We start from the raw sequence: 15,896 nt of genomic DNA on the forward strand, positions 1-15,896 counted from the left end.
CGCTCCACGCTTCCTCCCCACGTTCGGTCACCCTCACGCAGTTGCGCTTCGCTCGCCTCGCTGTGGCCAACTCGGCCGGGGACTCACACCCCGAAGATCGCGCCCATGCTGGGCGCACAAGCAAAGGGGCCTCCATGGCCCCTTTTTCTTTGCAGCCGTTCAGCGCCAGCTCGCATCCGGGATGATGCGCTTCATGAACTGGTCGAACATCGGCACCGTGAAAGCCGTGTCGCCATGGTTGGGACTCCAGACCATGCCCTTCTTGATGAGGGAACTGCGCACGGGCGCGAGCGTCGTGACTTTCTCGCCCAAGGTGTCGGCGATGTCGCCGGATCGATGCGGTCCCGCCCCCAGTTCGGCCATGGCACGCAGGTAGCGCTTTTCCTTCGGGGTGCAGCGGTCGAAGCGCACGCGGAAGAAGCCCTCATCCAGTTCCGCACGCGCCGTGGTCGAGGCCCGCTCCACGTCAGCCAGGGTGATCGGCGACTGTGGGGCGGCATTCCAGGCGTGGCTGCCCCAGGTCTGCAGGAAATAGGCATAGCCCTGGGTCACGTCCAGGATGCGCTGCACCGCGTCGGGCATGATGGCGGCCCCTTCGTCCTCGATGGGCTTGACGATGGCCAGGCGTGCCGCATCGGGCGGCAGGGCCCCGATCTCGGGGAAGTCGAACATCCGTTCGGCATAAGACTTCGCGTTGCCCATGCGGCCGCGCAGCTGCGGCAGGCCCGCCCCCACCAGCACCACCGGGAGCTGGCGCTGGGCGGTGCGATGCAGGGCCGTGATCAGCGCGGCAAGCTGGGCTTCCTCGACATACTGCAGTTCGTCAATGAACAGGGCCAGCGCGGTGCCCGCGGCCTTCGCCGCCAGGCCGGCCTGCTCCATGAGGGCCAGCAGGTCGTGCTCGAGATCGCCGTTGTCGGCCAGGCCGGGCTCGGGCTCATAGTCGAGGCCCACCTCGATGTCCTTGTAGGTGACCTTCAGCTTGCGGGCAAAACCCGCCAGGGCGCGCAGGCCGCGGATGGCCAGGTCCTTGGCGTTGTCCAGCGCGCTCAGGCGCAGCAGGGCCTGGCGCAACTGCGGCGCCAGCAGGGCCGGCAGGGACCGCTCCTCGGGCGCTTCGACGCGGATGGTGTGGATGCCTGCGGCCTCGGCGTCCTCGCGCATGCGGTCGAGCAGCACGGTCTTGCCCACACCGCGCAGGCCCACGAGCATCACGCTCTTGGCGGGCCGCCCCAGGCGCACACGCTCCATCGCAATGTGCACCTCCTGGCGCAAGGCATCGCGGCCCGCCAGTTCGGGCGGGGGCGCGCCCGCCCCGGGCGCAAAGGGGTTGCGGATGGGGTCCATGGCGCAAATATACAGGAATTAGCAGGTTTACATCATCCGAATAAGCTCCCTAATTTGCTTGAGCTTGTGGCATCCGGACGTAGGCGCTTGGCGGGGAAAGGATGTAGGTCGCCGCCGCTACTTCTGTGTCTCATCCCGAACTTGGCTCACCGCGATCGTGTCATCGTACGGAAAAGCGTCCGCGTCAGCCCCTGACGTCCAGTGCGCCTTGGCGTCGAAGGGCTCGCCGTCAAGATACACGTTCATGATGTCGTGCCCAAATTGAGCAGCGGAGGATTTCACCTTCTCTATTTGCGTGCAGGCTTCCTCTGGATCAGTCACGTCCACAATGAATTGCCATGCCTCGCCAGGATCAAGCGGAAAATCACCGCTTGTATTGTTCTTGATAATATATTTCAGGATCATTATTTTTCTCCCAGAGGCTAACATTATTCAGCCAAATAGATGTTTCGGAAGTAGCCTTGGCTACTCCACTTCCCTGGTTGACCGATGGGATCCCAGCACGAGACTCTTACCCGATGGCCGATCAGACTTCTTGCCTTCCTAGTGACTTCTCCGTTCGGGTCAAACGTTGCCGTCTTCATGTGTCTACGACTTCCGTCACCCAACACCAGAATCGTGCAGAGAGAGCCCCTGTGCATTTGATTCTCAAGAACCTCGAGGAGGGTGTCCGCCGACGAAAGCGTCGCTTCGCTGCGCTCTTTCAGAGCGGCAGCCTTTTCCGCCTCAATACGTGCCTTCTCAGCCTCCAACTCTTCGACCTTTGATATCAGCACTTCAATCTCCTGTTCAAGCGCATCGCTGCGTTCAATGGCATTTTTGAGGGCTGCCTCCATAGCGGCAAGCTTTTCACCAGACAACTTTAAAGTCAGTTGATGAACCAGATCTGCGTGTGTTCGCACCTCTCCCCGATCGTAAAGAGGATGCATCTCAAGTAGCTGTTCAGAATCCAAAAACCCTTTTCTTCGCAATAGCATCATGACCTCAGACAGGTGAGTCTCTGTCTTCATGTCGTGACGCCAAACAGTGACGACAATTGGGTGCTGGTATCCAGGCTTGACCGCGAGGACAAAATGGCCAGCGGCTAGTCGCCCCGCTGGAGGTTCAAAGCAGGCCTCAACGTGGAATCGATCGGGATGCTGATGATCACGATGTAGAAACTCGACTCCGTTGAGCTTGAGTATAGTGTCCGCTCTGAAGTGCAGGCCGTACCGTAGGGGCATCGAGTCAGAGTTGGCATGCCCGTTAGCCTGCACCAAGACCTCGTATTGGCGCTCGTTGCGCAGAGTTGTTTCCAAAGAACTCAGTGAACCAGTCATGTAAAAGGTGCCTTTCGCCAAGTTTCTTGATTTACGCCAAAACTACAGCTTCTCCGTCTCTCCGCTCTTCGGCTGCCACTTCATCAGCTTCTTCTCGATCACGCCCACCAGGGCGTCGAGCACCAGCGCAAAGGCGGTGAGCACCAGGATGCCGGCCATCACGGTGTTGATGTCGAAGCTGCCCTCGGCCTGCAGGATGAGATAGCCCACACCACGGGCCGAGCCGAGGTATTCGCCCACCACCGCGCCCACGAAGGCCAGGCCCACCGAGGTGTGCAGCGAGCTGAAGACCCAGCTCATCGCGCTGGGCAGGTACACATGGCGCAGCAGCTGCTTCTGGCTGGCGCCCAGCATGCGGGCATTGGCCAGCACCACCGGGCTCACCTCCTTCACGCCCTGGTAGACGTTGAAGAAGACGATGAAGAAGACCAGCGTCACCCCCAGCGCCACCTTGGAGGCGATACCCAGCCCGAACCACACCGCAAAGATGGGCGCGAGGATCACCCGCGGCATCGAGTTGGCGGCCTTGATGTAGGGGTCGAGGATGGCCGCGGCCATGGGGCTGAGGGCCAGCCACAGGCCCATGGCCAGGCCCAGCACGGTGCCGATGCCGAAGGCCAGCAGGGTCTCCACCAAGGTGATCCACAGGTGCTGGTAGATGTCGGCCGCCACGAAGAACCAGTTCCAGATGCGGCCGAAGATCTTGAGCGGCTCGCCGAAGAAGAACGCGGCCTGCTGGTCGTTGTCGAAGATGAAGGTGGGCAGCAGGCCCGGCTTGGTCATCACGTGCCAGAAGCCGAAGACCACCACGAGCACACCCACCTGCCACACACGCAGGGTCCGGGGGCTGGGTTTGATGAGATGCCACATGTCGTTCATGCCGCCAGCTGCTGCCGGTAGCCCTTGAGCACTTCCTCGCGCAGCACGTCCCAGATGGCCTGGTGCAGCTCGATGAAGCGCGGGGTCACGCGCACTTCGGCCACGTCGCGCGGGCGGTCGAGGTCGATGGTGAATTCGCCGATGGGGTGCGAGCCGGGGCCGGCGCTGAGCACCACCACGCGGTCGCTCATTGCGATGGCTTCGTCCAGGTCGTGGGTGATGAAGAGCACGGCCTTCTTCTTTTCGGCCCAGAGCTGCAGCACCTCGTTTTCCATCAGCTGGCGGGTCTGGATGTCCAGGGCCGAGAAGGGCTCGTCCATCAGGATGATGTCGGGGTCGAGCACCAGCGTCTGCGCGAGGCTGGTGCGCTTGCGCATGCCGCCCGAGAGCTGATGCGGATAGCGGTCGCCGAAGCCGCCCAGGCCCACGCGCTTGAGCCAGAGCTCGGCCTGCTCACGCGCGTCCGTCACGCCGCGGAACTCCAGCCCGGCCATCACGTTCTGCACCGCCGTGCGCCAGGGCATCAGCGAGTCGGCCTGGAACATGTAGCCGGCGCGCGTGTTGATGCCTTCCAGCGGCTGGCCGAAGACCTCGACGCGCCCGCTGCTGGGTGCCAGCAGGCCCGCACCCACGTTCAAGAGCGTGCTCTTGCCGCAGCCCGTGGGGCCAACGACGGAGACGAACTCGCCGGGCGCGATGGTCAGCGTGACATCGCGCACGGCCGTGTAGCGCTGGGACTTGTCCTCGCGGCTGACGAAGGTGCAGGTGATGTCCTGCAGCGAAAGCGCCGGCGCCGTCATGCCTTCGGGTACTTCGCGTTGGCCTTCTTCACGAAGTCGTTGGTGTAGACGGCCTTGAGGTCGAACTGCACGTTGTTGAGCGACTCGTCGATGCTGCGCAGGGCGCGCAACGCGGTCTCGGCGCCGGCCTCTGGGATGCTGCCGTCGGGCGACAGCGCGCCCTTGGCCGCCAGGAAGGCGTCGATATAGACCGCACGATCGCCCAGCAGGTAGCTTTCGGGCACGGCCTTGACGATGTCGGAGGGGCCGGCCGCCTGGATCCACTTGTTGGCGCGCACGATGGCATTGGCGAGCGCTTGGGCCGTGTTGGGGTTCTTGTCGATGAAGGCCTGCGGCGCATACAGGCAACCCGCGGGCATGGGGCCGCCGAAGACCTGGTCGGCTTCCTTCACGATGCGGGTGTCGGTGACGATCTTCAGGTCGCCCGAGCGCTGCAGCAGCGTGACCACCGGGTCGAGGTTGGAGAGGGCGTCGATCTGCCCCGAGCGCATGGCCGCCACCGCGCCGCTGGACGCGCCCACGCCGATGATGGACACGTCGCTGGGCTTGAGACCCGCCTTGGCCAGCACGAAGTTGACCATCACGTTGGTGGACGAGCCCGGCGCGGTGACGCCGATCTTCTTGCCCTTGAGGTCGGCCACCGACTTGAAGTTGGGCATCGTCTTGGGGTTCACGCCCAGCACGATCTGCGGGGCGCGACCCTGCAGCACGAAGGCGCGCATGCGCTGGCCCTTGGCCTGCATGTTGATGGTGTGCTCGAAGGCGCCCGAGACCACGTCGGCGCTGCCGCCCACCACGGCCTGCAGCGCACGCGAGCCGCCGGCGAAGTCGGCAATCGTCAGGTCCAGGCCCTCGTCCTTGAAGTAGCCCAGGGTCTCGGCCACCGTCAGCGGCAGGTAGTACAGCAGGTTCTTGCCGCCCACGGCGATGGTCATCTTGGGTTTTTCCAGTCCTTGCGCGCGCACCAGCGCGGGCAAGGCCAGGGCCCCCGCTGTTGCGGTGGAGGCAGCGAGAAAACTGCGGCGCTTCATGGCATGTCTCCTGTCGGTGGATCGTTCACATCCCAAGCATCTGGGAATGGATCAATGTAACGTCACGGTGTCGCGGACACCGTACGTGCTTGTCCGGAGATGGCCGTGCGGTGCGCGCACAGCGCCTGCGCGGCACAATGCATCGCATGGCCCGACCCTCGACGCTCATCACCGGTGCGAGCCGGAGGGCGCAAGCGTGCGGGCGGCGCTGAACCACCATGGACCTCCTCAAACCCCTCATCGCCCTGCTGGCCATCGTCAACCCGATTGGCGTGGTGCCCTTCTTCATCCACTTCACCCAGGGCTTCACCGAGGCGCAGCGGCGCCGCACGATCCGCGTCAGCGCCTTCACGGCCTTTCTCGTGGTCTCGATCAGTGCCCTGGCGGGCCTGCGCATCATCGAGTTCTTCGGCATCTCCATCGCCTCCTTCCAGGTGGGCGGCGGCATGTTGCTGCTGATCAGCGCGCTGCAGATGCTGCAGGCGCAACAGGCCGAAACGCGCAAGGAAGACGTGGACGAGGGCGAGTCGAAGGCCGATGCGGGCGCAAGCATCGCCGTGGTGCCGCTGACCATCCCCCTGCTCACCGGCCCGGCCACCATCTCGACCATGGTGATCTATTCGCAGCAGACCACGGCCTGGTGGCAGGTGGGCGTGCTGATGGGCTACGGCCTGGTGATCGGTGCGGCCGCCTTCCTGGCGCTGTCGGCCGCCGGGCGCATCGCCAAGCTGCTCGGCCAGACCGGCATCAACGTGATGACGCGCCTGATGGGCCTGATCCTGGCCGCACTGGCGGTGGAGATCATGGCCGACGGGCTGCTCAAGCTCTTTCCGGCGCTGGGCTGAGCTACTTGAGGCGGGTGCCCTCGACGTCGAAGACCTGTACCTCGACGGGGATGCCAGCGCTCACGCTCTGGGTGACGGTGCAGAAGGCCTCGAACTGCGACAGCGCGCGGTCGAGATGCTGCAGCTGCGCCGCCGGCACGCCCAGGCGCAGCACGGCCAGCATCCCCAGCACACGCAGCCGGCCCTCGGCGTTGCGGCCCACCTCCGCGGTCACGTCACCCGCCAGCGGCTCGGGCGCCTGCTTGTACTTGCGCAGCGCAAAGAGCAGCGAGTCGGTGAGGCAGTTGCCCACGGCCGCCGCCAGCAACTGCACCGGCGAGGGTCCGGCGCCCCCACCGAGGGGCGGCGGCTCGTCACCGATCAGGTCAGGCACCGTGGCACCGAACTCGATCTGGAAGCGGTAGTCCTGCTGCTGTTGCAGGTGCACGGTAACCTGGGATTCGCTCATGGTAGGCCTCACAAGGCGTTGACGGGGATCTTCAGGTAGGACACGCCGTTGGCTTCGGGCGGCGGCATCTCACCGGCGCGGATGTTCACCTGCACCGAGGGCAGGATGAGGGTGGGCATCTCCAGCGTGGCGTCGCGCTTCGTGCGCATCTCGACAAAGGCATCTTCGCTCACGCCATCGTGGATATGGATGTTACGGGCGCGCTGATCCGCCACCGTGCATTCCCAGGCCGGCTCGCGGCCCTCGGGCGGATAGTCGTGGCACATGAACAGGCGCGTCGCCGGCGGCAGGCTCAGCAACCTGCGCACCGAGCGGTACAGCGCGTGGGCGTCGCCGCCGGGGAAGTCGCAGCGCGCCGTGCCCACGTCGGGCATGAACAGGGTGTCGCCCACGAAGACGGCATCGCCCACCTGGTAGGCCATGCACGCCGGCGTGTGGCCGGGCACGGACATCGCCGTGGCCTGCAGTTCGCCGATGCGGAAGGCTTCGCCGTCGTGCAGCAGGTGATCGAATTGCGCGCCGTCGGCGCGGAACTCCGGCTCCAGGTTGAAGATGCGCTTGAACACGTCTTGCACCCGCGTGATGGCAGCCCCGATGGCAATGCGTCCTCCCAACTCGCGGCGCAGATAGGGTGCGGCAGAGAGGTGGTCGGCGTGGGCGTGGGTTTCCAAGATCCACTGCACCGTCAGACCCTGAGCGCGCACGAAGCCGATCACCCGGTCGGCCGAGGTGGTGCGGGTGCGGCCGGACTTCGGGTCGTAGTCGAGCACCGAGTCGACCACCGCAGCATGACCGCCCGGGCGATCGAAGACGACGTAGCTCACCGTCCCGGTGACCGGGTCGAAGAACGCTTGGACGTTGGGCTTCATGGCGCACTCCGGAGCAGCACGGAACACATACTGCAAGGAGTATTCTAGCGCGCCATCGGCACCCAGGTCTGCAGGTGAGGCAGCATCGCGCGATACGGCGCCAGCAGCACCAGGGCCATGGCCCACTTCACGGCAAGGTCGCCCGCACCCAGCATCAGCCAGTCGAATTCGCTGCCGGCGAAGGCGATGTAGAAGAAGATCGCCGTGTCGATCACCGAGGCCAGCAGCGAGCCGATCAGCGGCGCCTTCCACCAACTCGCCTGGCGAAGCCGGTTGAACACCGCGATGTCCAGCGCCTGGGCGACCAGGAAGGCCGTGCCCGAGGCCAGCGCAATGCGCCAGGGCGCCAGCCACAGCGACACGGCCACCGCCACGACGAAGCCCACGCCCACCACCTGGCGGGCTGCCGCCGGACCCACGGCCCGGTTGGTGAGGTCAGTGACGAGAAAGATCAGCGGGTAGGTGAAGGCGCCCCAGGTGAGCCAGTCGTTGATGACGAACTGGACAAGCACGTTGGAGAGCACGATCACGGCCGCCATCGCAAGGATGGGGCGGCCCAAACGGAGGAGGTCTTGAACGAAGGGCATGGCAGGCGCGATTGTCCCGCGGTGCGGGTGTTCCTGGTGAGGTTCCTTCATTGTTCGCATTCGTGAACAATGAGGTCAGCCATCCGGCCCTGCGCGGCGGGGCCGCTGCCGGGTGCCACGCACTAGACTAGGGCCCGTCAACGGCTATGGGGAGCCTCCCGCTCGGGGCCCCAGGCCCCTGCGGCAGGAGGATGGAGCATGAGGCCAACGACGGACGGGCTGCAGTTCGACTACGTCATCGTCGGCGCCGGCACGGCCGGCTGTCTGTTGGCCAACCGGCTCAGCGCCGATGGCTCCAAGCGCGTGCTGCTCCTGGAAGCCGGCGGGCGCGACTCCTACCATTGGATCCACATCCCAGTGGGCTATCTGCACTGCATCGGCAACCCGCGCACCGACTGGCTCTACCAGACCGAGCCCGACGCCGGCCTGAATGGCCGCCGCCTGCGCTACCCGCGCGGCAAGGTGCTGGGCGGCTGCTCCAGCATCAACGGCATGATCTACATGCGCGGCCAGTCGCGCGACTACGACCTGTGGGCCCGTCTCACCCGCGACGACGCCTGGCGCTGGGAGGTCTGCCTGCCCTTCTTCAAGCTGCACGAGGACCACTGGCGGCTGGATGAGCCCGATCCCGGCCACCCGGGGTTCCGGCAACTGCATGGCCACGGCGGTGAATGGCGCGTGGAAAGGCAGCGCCTGCGCTGGGAGGTGCTCGACGCTTTCGCGCAGGCCGCGCAGCAGGCCGGCATCCCGGCCACCGACGACTTCAACCGTGGCACCAACGAGGGCGTGGGCTACTTCGAGGTGAACCAGCGCCGCGGCTGGCGCTGGAACACCACCAAGGCCTTCCTGCGCCCGGCGCTGCGCCGCCCCAACCTGACGGTGTGGACGCACGCCCAGGCCAGCCGCCTGCTGCTGGAGCGCAGGCCCGACGGCCGCTGGCACGCCCGGGGCGTCGAGGTGCACACCCGTCATGGCGTGCAGCAGGTGCAGGCCGCGCGCGAGGTGCTGCTCACCGCCGGCGCCATCGGCACGCCGCAACTGCTGCAGCTCTCGGGCATCGGGCCCGGCGCCTTGCTGCGCGAACATGGCATCGAGCTGCGCCACGAGCTCCCCGGCGTGGGCGAGAACCTGCAGGACCACCTGCAGATCCGCGCGGTGTTCTCGGTGCAGGGCGTGACCACGCTGAACACCCTGGCGAACTCGCCGTGGGGCAGGCTGCGCATCGGCCTGGAATACGCCTTCAAGCGCAGCGGGCCGATGAGCATGGCGCCCTCGCAACTGGGCGCGTTCACGCGCTCGTCACCGGCGCACGACTGGCCCAATGTGGAATACCACGTGCAGCCGCTCTCGCTCGAGGCCTTCGGCGAGCCGCTGCATCGCTTCGATGCCTTCACCGCCAGCGTGTGCAACCTCAACCCCACCAGCCGCGGGCACGTGCGCATCCGCTCGCCGCGCTTCGAGGACGCTCCGCGCATCGCGCCGAACTATCTTTCCACGCCCGAAGACCGCCAGGTGGCCGCCGACTCGCTGCGCCTGACGCGGCGCATCGTGGCCCAGCCGGCGCTGGCGAAGTACCGGCCGCAGGAAGTCAAGCCCGGCGTGCAGTTCCAAAGCGATGAAGAACTGGCCCGCCTGGCCGGCGACATCGCCACCACCATCTTCCACCCGGTGGGCACCTGCCGCATGGGCGCGGCCGACGACCCCGGCGCCGTGGTCGATGCCCGCTTGCGCGTGCGCGGCGTGGCCGGCCTGCGCGTGGTGGACGCGAGCGTGATGCCCACCATCACCAGCGGCAACACCAATGCGCCCACGTTGATGATCGCCGAGCGTGCCGCGCAGTGGATCGCCGAGGCCAACCGCTAACATCCCCCCATGTTCACGCTGTTTGCCGCTGCCTTCGTGCTGGGCCTGGTCTTCAACGCCGCGCCCGGCGCCGTCTTTGCCGAAACCGTGCGCCAGGGCGTGCGCGGCGGCTTCCGCCCGGCCTTTGCGGTGCAGGTGGGCTCGCTGGTGGGCGACGGGGTGTGGGCCGTGCTGGGCCTGGCCGGCGTGGGCGTGCTGCTGCAGGTGGATGCGCTGCGCTGGCCCATCGGCCTGGCCGGCGTGGCCTATCTGGCCTGGCTGTCATGGGAGGCCTGGCGCTCGGCCAGCCACGAGCTCCACCTCGACGTGGCCGGCGCGCCGCGTGCCAGCACCTCGCGGGCGCTGCGCTCGGGCGTGACGCTGTCGCTCACCAACCCCCACAACATCGCCTTCTGGGCGGCCCTGGGCAGCGCGCTGGGCGCCGTGGGCGTGCAGCAGCCCACGGCGGCCGACTACGGCCTCTTCCTCGCCGGCTTCATGGCCTCGTCGGTGCTGTGGTGCTTCGTCTGCGCCGCCATCGTCGACCGGCTGTTCCGTCGGGCCGGGGCACGCTGGGCGCGCATCACCTACCGGCTGTGCGCGCTGGCCTTCCTGGCGCTGGCCCTGGCCTCGCTGCGCGATCTGCTGGCATCGCCCGGTCAACCGCCCGCCGCCTCGCCCGCCGCACTGGAGCGTCGGCTGTAGCCCCCTGGGGAACCGCGCTCGCCCGCCCCCAGGTCGGCCCGCCAGGGTGTGACATATTGCACACTTGCCCGCTCTGGTGCACGATGAGGCCCGGAACCAGGCCCACCGCCCCAGGAGACAAGGCGACATGCTCGGCCGGATCATCGTCAACATCGCACTGGCGCTCGCCCTCGGCGGAGCCGGGGGCTATCTGCTGGCCCAGGATGCCCTGTTCCTGCCGGCCAAGGTGCACCCCACGGCCGGCACGCTCTTTGCCGGCTGGTCGCTGTGGTCCTTGGCGGTGACGCTGTTTGCGCTGGCCGGCTTTGCCGCGCTGGCCGCCCGCGACTGGTGGGCCGTGCGCCGCCGGCACGCGCCGCTGCCCGCGCGCCTGAGCCGCCTGATGCGCTATGCCCTGACCCTGCTGCTGGCCGCATCGAGCCTGGCCCTGGCCTTCGCGACGGCCGAGGACTTCCAAGCCCCGCCCGACACGGTGCAGCCTCTGCCGGTGCGCGGGGTCGTCACCTGACGACGCCGTCGTCGGCGCAGCCCGTCCTCCCCGGTTCAGCCGCCCGCCGGCACCTGCGCCATCAGGGCCTGGAAGCGCCTTTCGATCTCCTCGGGCGACGGGTCCTCGCGGTGGGTGGAAATCATCCAGCGGTGGCCGAAGGGGTCGATGATCGCGCCGCTGCGGTCGCCCCAGAACTGGTCGGCCACGGGCATCGTCACCTGGGCGCCTTCGGCCACGGCGCGCGCCACCACCGCATCCACGTCGGGCACGTAGATCAGCGTGGTGGAGCCCGAGCCGCCGAGGGTCTTCGGGCTCAGGGCCTGGTCGTCGGGCTGCTCCTCGCTGAGCATGAACTGGGCGGGGCCCACGCGCATTTCGGCGTGCACCACCACGCCGCCCGGGCCGTCCAGGCGGTACAGCAGCTCGGCGCCAAAGGCCCGCTGGTAGTAGGCAATGGCATCGGCCGCGCCCCGGATCGTCAGGTAGGGTGTGGCGCCATGAGGCACAGGCACCGCGGCCGCCGCCGCGGCCCGGCGCTCGATCTCGGCGCGCTGGCGCGCCTCCTGTTCACGCAGCTCGGGCGTGAGCAGGTCGCCGAAGTCCTCGGCCTCGAAGACCGGGCGCAGCTCGATCTCGCCTTGCGCCCCGGTGGGGTTGGGGCAGCGCTTGGCCCATTCGATGGCCTCGTCGAGCGACTTCACCTGCCACAGCCAGAAGCCGGCGATCAGCTCCTTGCTTTCGGTGAAGGGCCCGTCGACGACGGAGCGCTTCGCGCCCGAAAACCGCACCCGCGCCCCCTTGGCGCTGGGGTGCAGGCCCTCGCCGGCCAGCATCACGCCGGCCTGCACCAGCTCGTCGTTGAAGCGCCCCATCTCGGCCAGCAGCTCCTCGCTGGGCATCACGCCGGCCTCGGTCTCGGCCGTGGCCTTGATCATCACCATCACACGCATGTCGTTGCTCCTTTGGTGGAAAACACAGGGTTGCCAAGTCCACGACGAAGGACGACCGGCGGTTTCGACAACCGGGGGCGAGCGCTTTGTAACGAGCGGTCTTCAGCGCGACGCGATCAGCCGCAGCCCCAGCCCCACGAAGACGGCGCCGGCGAGGCGGTCGAGCCACAGGCCGATGCGAGGCGTCTTGTGCAGCCACTGGCCGATGGTGCCCGAGAACAGCCCCAACAGCGAAAACAGGATCGCCGCCTGGATCGTGAAGACCAGACCGAGCTGCGCCATCTGCCAGCCCACCTGACCGTTCGCGGGCACGACGAACTGCGGCAGGAAAGACAGGAAGAACAGCACCACCTTGGGGTTGACGGCGTTGGCGAACACGCCCTTGAAGAACAGCCTCGACAGCCGCTCCTCGCCGGCGGCCGTGCGCACCACCTGGGCGCCCCCGCGGCTGCGCAGCGCCTGCAGGCCCAGCCAGACCAGGTAGAGCCCCCCGCCGATCCTGAGCACCAGGAAGGCCATGGGCGAGGCCGCGATCACCGCGCTCACACCGATCACGGCCAGCACCGTGTGGCTCAGGCAGCCCAGCGCACACCCCAGGCCAAACGCCACCCCGTGCCGCCGCCCCTTGGAGATGCCCATGCTGAGCACCATGAGGTTGTCCGGGCCCGGCGAGGCGGTGATAAGGAGGGCGGCCAGCAGGAAGCCGAAGAACTGTTCGGGGGTGAGCATGGTTGCGCGAGCTTACTTCACCCTGTGCAGCGCGCAGAGCTTGTTGCCGTCCGGGTCCCGCACGTAGGCCAGGTGCATGGCGCCCAGCTTGTCTTCGCGCAGCCCCGGCGGGTCTTCGATCGACGTACCACCATGCGCGATCGCCGTGTCGTGGAACTGGCGCACCTGCTCGGGCGACTCGCACTTGAACCCGATGGTCCCGCCGTTGGCGGCGGTGGCCGGCTGCCCGTCGATCGGCTCGCTCACGCAGAACGTCGCGCCGTTGTGCCGGTAGAACAACCGCGTCTGCCCGGTGCGGTTCTGGTGCCGGAAGGGCTCCCCCGCGCCCAGCACCCCCAGCACGGCGTCATAGAACTTCTTCGACCGTTCGATGTCGTTGGACCCGACCATCACGTGACTGAACATGGGCTGCCTCCTGATCTTTCCTTGGGTAGAGGGTGGCTGCCGGCAGCGGCCATGCTGCCAGCCTGGCGCATTGTGCGGTGGCGCGCGGCCGCGGGCCATCAGGCGGGCACGCTCGTCAAGGCGTCTTGGCTGTCGCTTGCAGCAGATCCACACCGGGAAGTCCTTGTAGAGGGGTCAGGCGTCACTGCACTCCAGTTGGCGGATGTTCACCGCCCCAACCCGAGAAGAGCAAGAGGCTGATCCAAGCCACGTGTGGGGATTGCCGGCCTGACCTGCCCCCCATCAGCCGTACCAAGCTGAAGTTAGCGAAGTCAGAAGTGGCCCCGCAAATCTGAACAGGTGGGATAAAGCAGGCTTCGTGCATTGAGCTGGCCCCGGACGGGCTGGCGAGAAGGAGCTTGTGATGAACAAGAAGGCATCGGGACGGCGCACGCGCCGCTCCCACAGCGCAGCGTTCAAGGCCAAGGTGGCGCTGGCCGCGCTGCGCGAGGACAAGACCATGGCCGAGCTGTGCAAGGAGTTCGAGCTGCACCCCACACAGATCAACGACTGGAAGCGCCAGCTGCTTGAGCGTGCGGCCGACGTTTTCGGTGCGGGCTCGGCCCCCAAGCCGGTCGATCTGGCCCCGCTGCACGCCAAGATCGGCCAGTTGGCGCTGGAGAACGATTTTTTAGAAAGCGCGCTCACCAAGGCGGGATTGCTGAGCGCAAAGCGATGATCGACCGTGAGCACCCCTTGAGCGTGGTGCGCCAGGCCCGCTTGCTGCAGAGCAGGCCTACTGGGCGCTGCTGCCCGAGCTGGCCGTGGCTGCCTAGAATGAAAACCCCAGTGCGCCCCGAGTTGCCCAGCGCGTCGGTCAGTTCGTCGTGCAGCGACCACCGCCGCCGTGGACAACTCTGCACCTCTTCAACCCGCACGCAGTCTCTTTATCTCTCGGGGTAACACTGTTCAGACAAGCGGGGCCACTTCTGGCTTCGCGTCATTTCCTGGTGCTGGCCGGTGATGCACTGGGTGCTATGGCCCAACCCACATTCCCCGCAAACGTCTCCGCAGGTTACAGACGCGATCTTCGCGGTGTGGCGGGTGTTTGCCAGGGATCAGGGGCTTCGTCTTGGAGGTGCCGCGCCCAATCAGCTCTCGGCCGTGCCACGCGCAAAGCGGCGCGCCGCAGTGCCGAGCAGCACACGGGAATACAGCTTGTGGAACCCGAGCAGCGCGTTGAACGGCCACCCCATGCCGCCCCGCTTGCGCGGCACCACCGCCGAGCCGAAGAAGAGCGTTGTCGTTGCGTCGGATTCGGCTGGGTGGGGCGCCACCATGAGCCACGAGCGTGTCCTGCCGGCGGCCAGGATCGCCTGGTGAGGCTCGCGGGCTTCGACCTGCCATGCCGCGAAGCGGCTCGCCTGGCCTTGTGCCAGGAGGCGGACCTCGGCGTCTGTGGACGCCAACCCGGCGAACCGGCCGAGAAGCCAGCGCTCGAGCTTGAACGGGGGCGTCGTGTAGAAGGCCTCGATGAATTCGGCGAACGACACCGGGCGCCCCACCGTCACCGAGTAGCAATCGGTGTAGGCCTGCGTTTCGGCATAGGCCGCGAGCAGCGCCCCGGGTGGCAGGGCGGTGGCTGCGACGCTGGGGGTGCGAGGGGGGTGACGCGCTTGTTGGGGCATGGCCTATTGTGCGAGCCGGTGGCGCCGTTCTTTCAAGACTTGATGTTGCAACGTTCAGGCGATGTGCCGTTGGCCTCGCTCATTGTCCAGCCGACGCAGCGTCGATCAGCCGCCGCATGCCCAGCCCATGCCGGTGAACTTGGGTTTGTCGGCGCAACTCCTCTTGCCACACCCGAAACTTGCCGGCTCGATGTCTCGCCAAGCTCATGCGAAGACGACTGAGGCTCGGACCTCGTCAAACTCCTTTTGAGCCACGATGCGGTCGGCCGGCAGATCGAACATGTTCAAGGTGAACAGGTGGGGCGCGCGGAGCAGCAACAGGCCCCGGTTGCGCGCCGGGCCTTGATGGCCGAGCCGGTCCCGGTAGGTGAAGGATGCGATGTACTCGATGGCCTCAGCGCCCGGCACGTCCACCGGGTGCGGTGCGGTGGTCACGCGAAAGTCCGCCAGCAGCATGCCAAGCGCGCGCATGATGTCCGGGCTGGCTTGCATCAGCGATTGCCCTTCGTCCAAAGGGTTGTCTTCTGCATACAGCGTGAGCGATGCGGCCAGATTGCGCAGCAGCGGTGCCTGAGACGCCACCATCAGCGGCAAGGGCCCGGCCTTCAACAGCTCCGAGACTTCCTGGCTGGGTGTTGCAAACTCGTACTCGTTGCGCAGGTCGGCAAAGGTGCGCAGGTGCTCGAAGCCCCATCCGGATGGTTTGCGCAGGGCCAGCCCGAAGGCGTTGTTGACGTAGAGGTCTCCAGACACCAGAACCGCCGCCAACGCGGGGGCCGCTGCCAAGCCGCCCAGGCCTTTGAGGAAACTGCGTCGGCGGTCGTTGGGGTATGAGGCTGGGTGCGGGGCGGTCGTCATGTCGGTTCAGGCAGCGGTTCCAGTCGTGGCTACGAGGTCGACGGTCTGGGGCTGCAAGGAGGCTCTCGTGCGGGTCACGCAGCCCTGCCGCAGCCGCCGGGTTTCAGCACCCGCTCAGACGACTG

18 protein-coding genes and 2 pseudogenes are annotated in these 15,896 nt (G+C 66.9%); 5 read left to right on the forward strand and 15 right to left on the reverse strand.

The genetic code is table 11. The features are described 5' to 3' along the window. Positions 1-159 precede the first annotated feature (159 nt). From ACK4ZD_RS10340 to ACK4ZD_RS10365, 6 genes are all read right to left on the reverse strand, one after another. Positions 160-1,347 (reverse strand): AAA family ATPase, encoded by a 1,188-nt coding sequence (locus ACK4ZD_RS10340; RefSeq protein WP_409661357.1) that lies wholly within the window; start codon positions 1,345-1,347, stop codon positions 160-162. A gap of 117 nt (positions 1,348-1,464) precedes the next feature. Next, positions 1,465-1,752, reverse strand: a complete 288-nt coding sequence (locus tag ACK4ZD_RS10345; protein ID WP_409661360.1) for a hypothetical protein — start codon at positions 1,750-1,752, stop codon at positions 1,465-1,467. Between the two features lie 23 nt (positions 1,753-1,775). Beyond that, positions 1,776-2,687 carry a hypothetical protein gene (locus ACK4ZD_RS10350; RefSeq protein ID WP_409661363.1) on the reverse strand — a complete coding sequence of 304 codons (912 nt, stop codon included), beginning with the start codon at positions 2,685-2,687 and terminating at the stop codon, positions 1,776-1,778. Between the two features lie 21 nt (positions 2,688-2,708). Then, positions 2,709-3,536 carry an ABC transporter permease gene (locus tag ACK4ZD_RS10355; protein ID WP_409661507.1) on the reverse strand — a complete coding sequence of 276 codons (828 nt, stop codon included), beginning with the start codon at positions 3,534-3,536 and terminating at the stop codon, positions 2,709-2,711. Positions 3,537-3,541: 5 nt separating this feature from the next. Beyond that, positions 3,542-4,345: an ABC transporter ATP-binding protein gene (locus tag ACK4ZD_RS10360; RefSeq protein WP_409661366.1), complete on the reverse strand. Its 804-nt coding sequence runs from the start codon at positions 4,343-4,345 to the stop codon at positions 3,542-3,544. After that, positions 4,342-5,376, reverse strand: a complete 1,035-nt coding sequence (locus tag ACK4ZD_RS10365) for an ABC transporter substrate-binding protein (protein WP_409661368.1) — start codon at positions 5,374-5,376, stop codon at positions 4,342-4,344. Before ACK4ZD_RS10365 ends, ACK4ZD_RS10360 begins: the two co-directional genes overlap by 4 nt. A 218-nt stretch (positions 5,377-5,594) precedes the next feature. On the opposite strand from ACK4ZD_RS10365, the gene ACK4ZD_RS10370 reads away from it, so the two are divergent. Then, on the forward strand, positions 5,595-6,221 hold the full coding sequence (locus ACK4ZD_RS10370; protein WP_409661371.1) for a MarC family protein: 627 nt from the start codon (positions 5,595-5,597) through the stop codon (positions 6,219-6,221). A 1-nt stretch (position 6,222) separates the two neighbouring features. Here ACK4ZD_RS10370 and ACK4ZD_RS10375 read toward each other — a convergent pair whose 3' ends face one another. The 3 genes from ACK4ZD_RS10375 to ACK4ZD_RS10385 are packed head-to-tail and all read right to left on the reverse strand — an operon-like array spanning position 6,223 to position 8,125. Further along, positions 6,223-6,669 carry an OsmC family protein gene (locus tag ACK4ZD_RS10375; protein ID WP_409661374.1) on the reverse strand — a complete coding sequence of 149 codons (447 nt, stop codon included), beginning with the start codon at positions 6,667-6,669 and terminating at the stop codon, positions 6,223-6,225. 8 nt (positions 6,670-6,677) lie between these two features. Beyond that, positions 6,678-7,538 (reverse strand): MBL fold metallo-hydrolase, encoded by an 861-nt coding sequence (locus tag ACK4ZD_RS10380; protein WP_409661377.1) that lies wholly within the window; start codon positions 7,536-7,538, stop codon positions 6,678-6,680. A gap of 44 nt (positions 7,539-7,582) precedes the next feature. Next, positions 7,583-8,125 (reverse strand): VUT family protein, encoded by a 543-nt coding sequence (locus ACK4ZD_RS10385; RefSeq protein ID WP_409661380.1) that lies wholly within the window; start codon positions 8,123-8,125, stop codon positions 7,583-7,585. 198 nt (positions 8,126-8,323) lie between these two features. Between ACK4ZD_RS10385 and ACK4ZD_RS10390 the strand changes: the two genes are divergently transcribed. From ACK4ZD_RS10390 to ACK4ZD_RS10400, 3 genes are all read left to right on the forward strand, one after another. Beyond that, positions 8,324-9,988: a GMC family oxidoreductase gene (locus tag ACK4ZD_RS10390; RefSeq protein WP_409661383.1), complete on the forward strand. Its 1,665-nt coding sequence runs from the start codon at positions 8,324-8,326 to the stop codon at positions 9,986-9,988. A gap of 9 nt (positions 9,989-9,997) precedes the next feature. Continuing rightward, complete coding sequence (locus tag ACK4ZD_RS10395; RefSeq protein WP_409661386.1) at positions 9,998-10,672, forward strand: LysE family transporter; 675 nt, start codon at positions 9,998-10,000, stop codon at positions 10,670-10,672. 127 nt (positions 10,673-10,799) lie between these two features. Beyond that, the gene (locus ACK4ZD_RS10400) at positions 10,800-11,180 is read left to right on the forward strand and encodes a hypothetical protein (RefSeq protein ID WP_409661388.1); all 381 of its coding nucleotides are present in this window, start codon (positions 10,800-10,802) and stop codon (positions 11,178-11,180) included. A gap of 35 nt (positions 11,181-11,215) precedes the next feature. Here the strand turns inward: ACK4ZD_RS10400 and ACK4ZD_RS10405 are convergent, their stop codons facing one another. From ACK4ZD_RS10405 to ACK4ZD_RS10420, 4 genes and pseudogenes are all read right to left on the reverse strand, one after another. Then, on the reverse strand, positions 11,216-11,674 hold the full coding sequence (locus tag ACK4ZD_RS10405; RefSeq protein WP_409661510.1) for a VOC family protein: 459 nt from the start codon (positions 11,672-11,674) through the stop codon (positions 11,216-11,218). A gap of 18 nt (positions 11,675-11,692) precedes the next feature. Next, positions 11,693-12,112 (reverse strand): annotated as a pseudogene (locus tag ACK4ZD_RS10410) (YciI family protein); the annotation flags it as partial. Positions 12,113-12,214: 102 nt separating this feature from the next. Then, complete coding sequence (locus tag ACK4ZD_RS10415) at positions 12,215-12,841, reverse strand: LysE family translocator (protein WP_409661390.1); 627 nt, start codon at positions 12,839-12,841, stop codon at positions 12,215-12,217. Positions 12,842-12,853: 12 nt separating this feature from the next. After that, positions 12,854-13,246 (reverse strand): VOC family protein, encoded by a 393-nt coding sequence (locus ACK4ZD_RS10420; protein WP_409661393.1) that lies wholly within the window; start codon positions 13,244-13,246, stop codon positions 12,854-12,856. A 403-nt stretch (positions 13,247-13,649) separates the two neighbouring features. Between ACK4ZD_RS10420 and ACK4ZD_RS10425 the strand changes: the two are divergent. Further along, positions 13,650-14,014, forward strand: a pseudogene (locus tag ACK4ZD_RS10425) (transposase); the annotation flags it as partial. Between the two features lie 362 nt (positions 14,015-14,376). Here the strand turns inward: ACK4ZD_RS10425 and ACK4ZD_RS10430 are convergent. Then, entirely contained in the window at positions 14,377-14,913 is a 537-nt protein-coding gene (locus ACK4ZD_RS10430) for a hypothetical protein (RefSeq protein ID WP_409661396.1), read from the reverse strand. A 204-nt stretch (positions 14,914-15,117) separates the two neighbouring features. Continuing rightward, on the reverse strand, positions 15,118-15,771 hold the full coding sequence (locus ACK4ZD_RS10435; protein WP_409661398.1) for a hypothetical protein: 654 nt from the start codon (positions 15,769-15,771) through the stop codon (positions 15,118-15,120). Between the last annotated feature and the right edge of the window lie 125 nt (positions 15,772-15,896).

The sequence above is a fragment of the Caldimonas sp. genome, assembly GCF_046291045.1.
Lineage (GTDB): Bacteria > Pseudomonadota > Gammaproteobacteria > Burkholderiales > Burkholderiaceae_C > Caldimonas.

Excerpts from the sequence above, each read along its gene's own strand:
- ACK4ZD_RS10360 (WP_409661366.1), bottom strand. The coding sequence starts at position 4,345 with ATGACGGCGCCGGCGCTTTCGCTGCAGGACATCACCTGCACCTTCGTC.
- ACK4ZD_RS10390 (WP_409661383.1), top strand. The coding sequence starts at position 8,324 with ATGAGGCCAACGACGGACGGGCTGCAGTTCGACTACGTCATCGTCGGC.
- ACK4ZD_RS10365 (WP_409661368.1), bottom strand. The coding sequence starts at position 5,376 with ATGAAGCGCCGCAGTTTTCTCGCTGCCTCCACCGCAACAGCGGGGGCC.
- ACK4ZD_RS10385 (WP_409661380.1), bottom strand. The coding sequence starts at position 8,125 with ATGCCCTTCGTTCAAGACCTCCTCCGTTTGGGCCGCCCCATCCTTGCG.
- ACK4ZD_RS10420 (WP_409661393.1), bottom strand. The coding sequence starts at position 13,246 with ATGTTCAGTCACGTGATGGTCGGGTCCAACGACATCGAACGGTCGAAG.
- ACK4ZD_RS10345 (WP_409661360.1), bottom strand. The coding sequence starts at position 1,752 with ATGATCCTGAAATATATTATCAAGAACAATACAAGCGGTGATTTTCCG.
- ACK4ZD_RS10435 (WP_409661398.1), bottom strand. The coding sequence starts at position 15,771 with ATGACGACCGCCCCGCACCCAGCCTCATACCCCAACGACCGCCGACGC.
- ACK4ZD_RS10370 (WP_409661371.1), top strand. The coding sequence starts at position 5,595 with ATGGACCTCCTCAAACCCCTCATCGCCCTGCTGGCCATCGTCAACCCG.
- ACK4ZD_RS10355 (WP_409661507.1), bottom strand. The coding sequence starts at position 3,536 with ATGTGGCATCTCATCAAACCCAGCCCCCGGACCCTGCGTGTGTGGCAG.
- ACK4ZD_RS10415 (WP_409661390.1), bottom strand. The coding sequence starts at position 12,841 with ATGCTCACCCCCGAACAGTTCTTCGGCTTCCTGCTGGCCGCCCTCCTT.
- ACK4ZD_RS10380 (WP_409661377.1), bottom strand. The coding sequence starts at position 7,538 with ATGAAGCCCAACGTCCAAGCGTTCTTCGACCCGGTCACCGGGACGGTG.
- ACK4ZD_RS10395 (WP_409661386.1), top strand. The coding sequence starts at position 9,998 with ATGTTCACGCTGTTTGCCGCTGCCTTCGTGCTGGGCCTGGTCTTCAAC.
- ACK4ZD_RS10375 (WP_409661374.1), bottom strand. The coding sequence starts at position 6,669 with ATGAGCGAATCCCAGGTTACCGTGCACCTGCAACAGCAGCAGGACTAC.
- ACK4ZD_RS10400 (WP_409661388.1), top strand. The coding sequence starts at position 10,800 with ATGCTCGGCCGGATCATCGTCAACATCGCACTGGCGCTCGCCCTCGGC.
- ACK4ZD_RS10340 (WP_409661357.1), bottom strand. The coding sequence starts at position 1,347 with ATGGACCCCATCCGCAACCCCTTTGCGCCCGGGGCGGGCGCGCCCCCG.
- ACK4ZD_RS10430 (WP_409661396.1), bottom strand. The coding sequence starts at position 14,913 with ATGCCCCAACAAGCGCGTCACCCCCCTCGCACCCCCAGCGTCGCAGCC.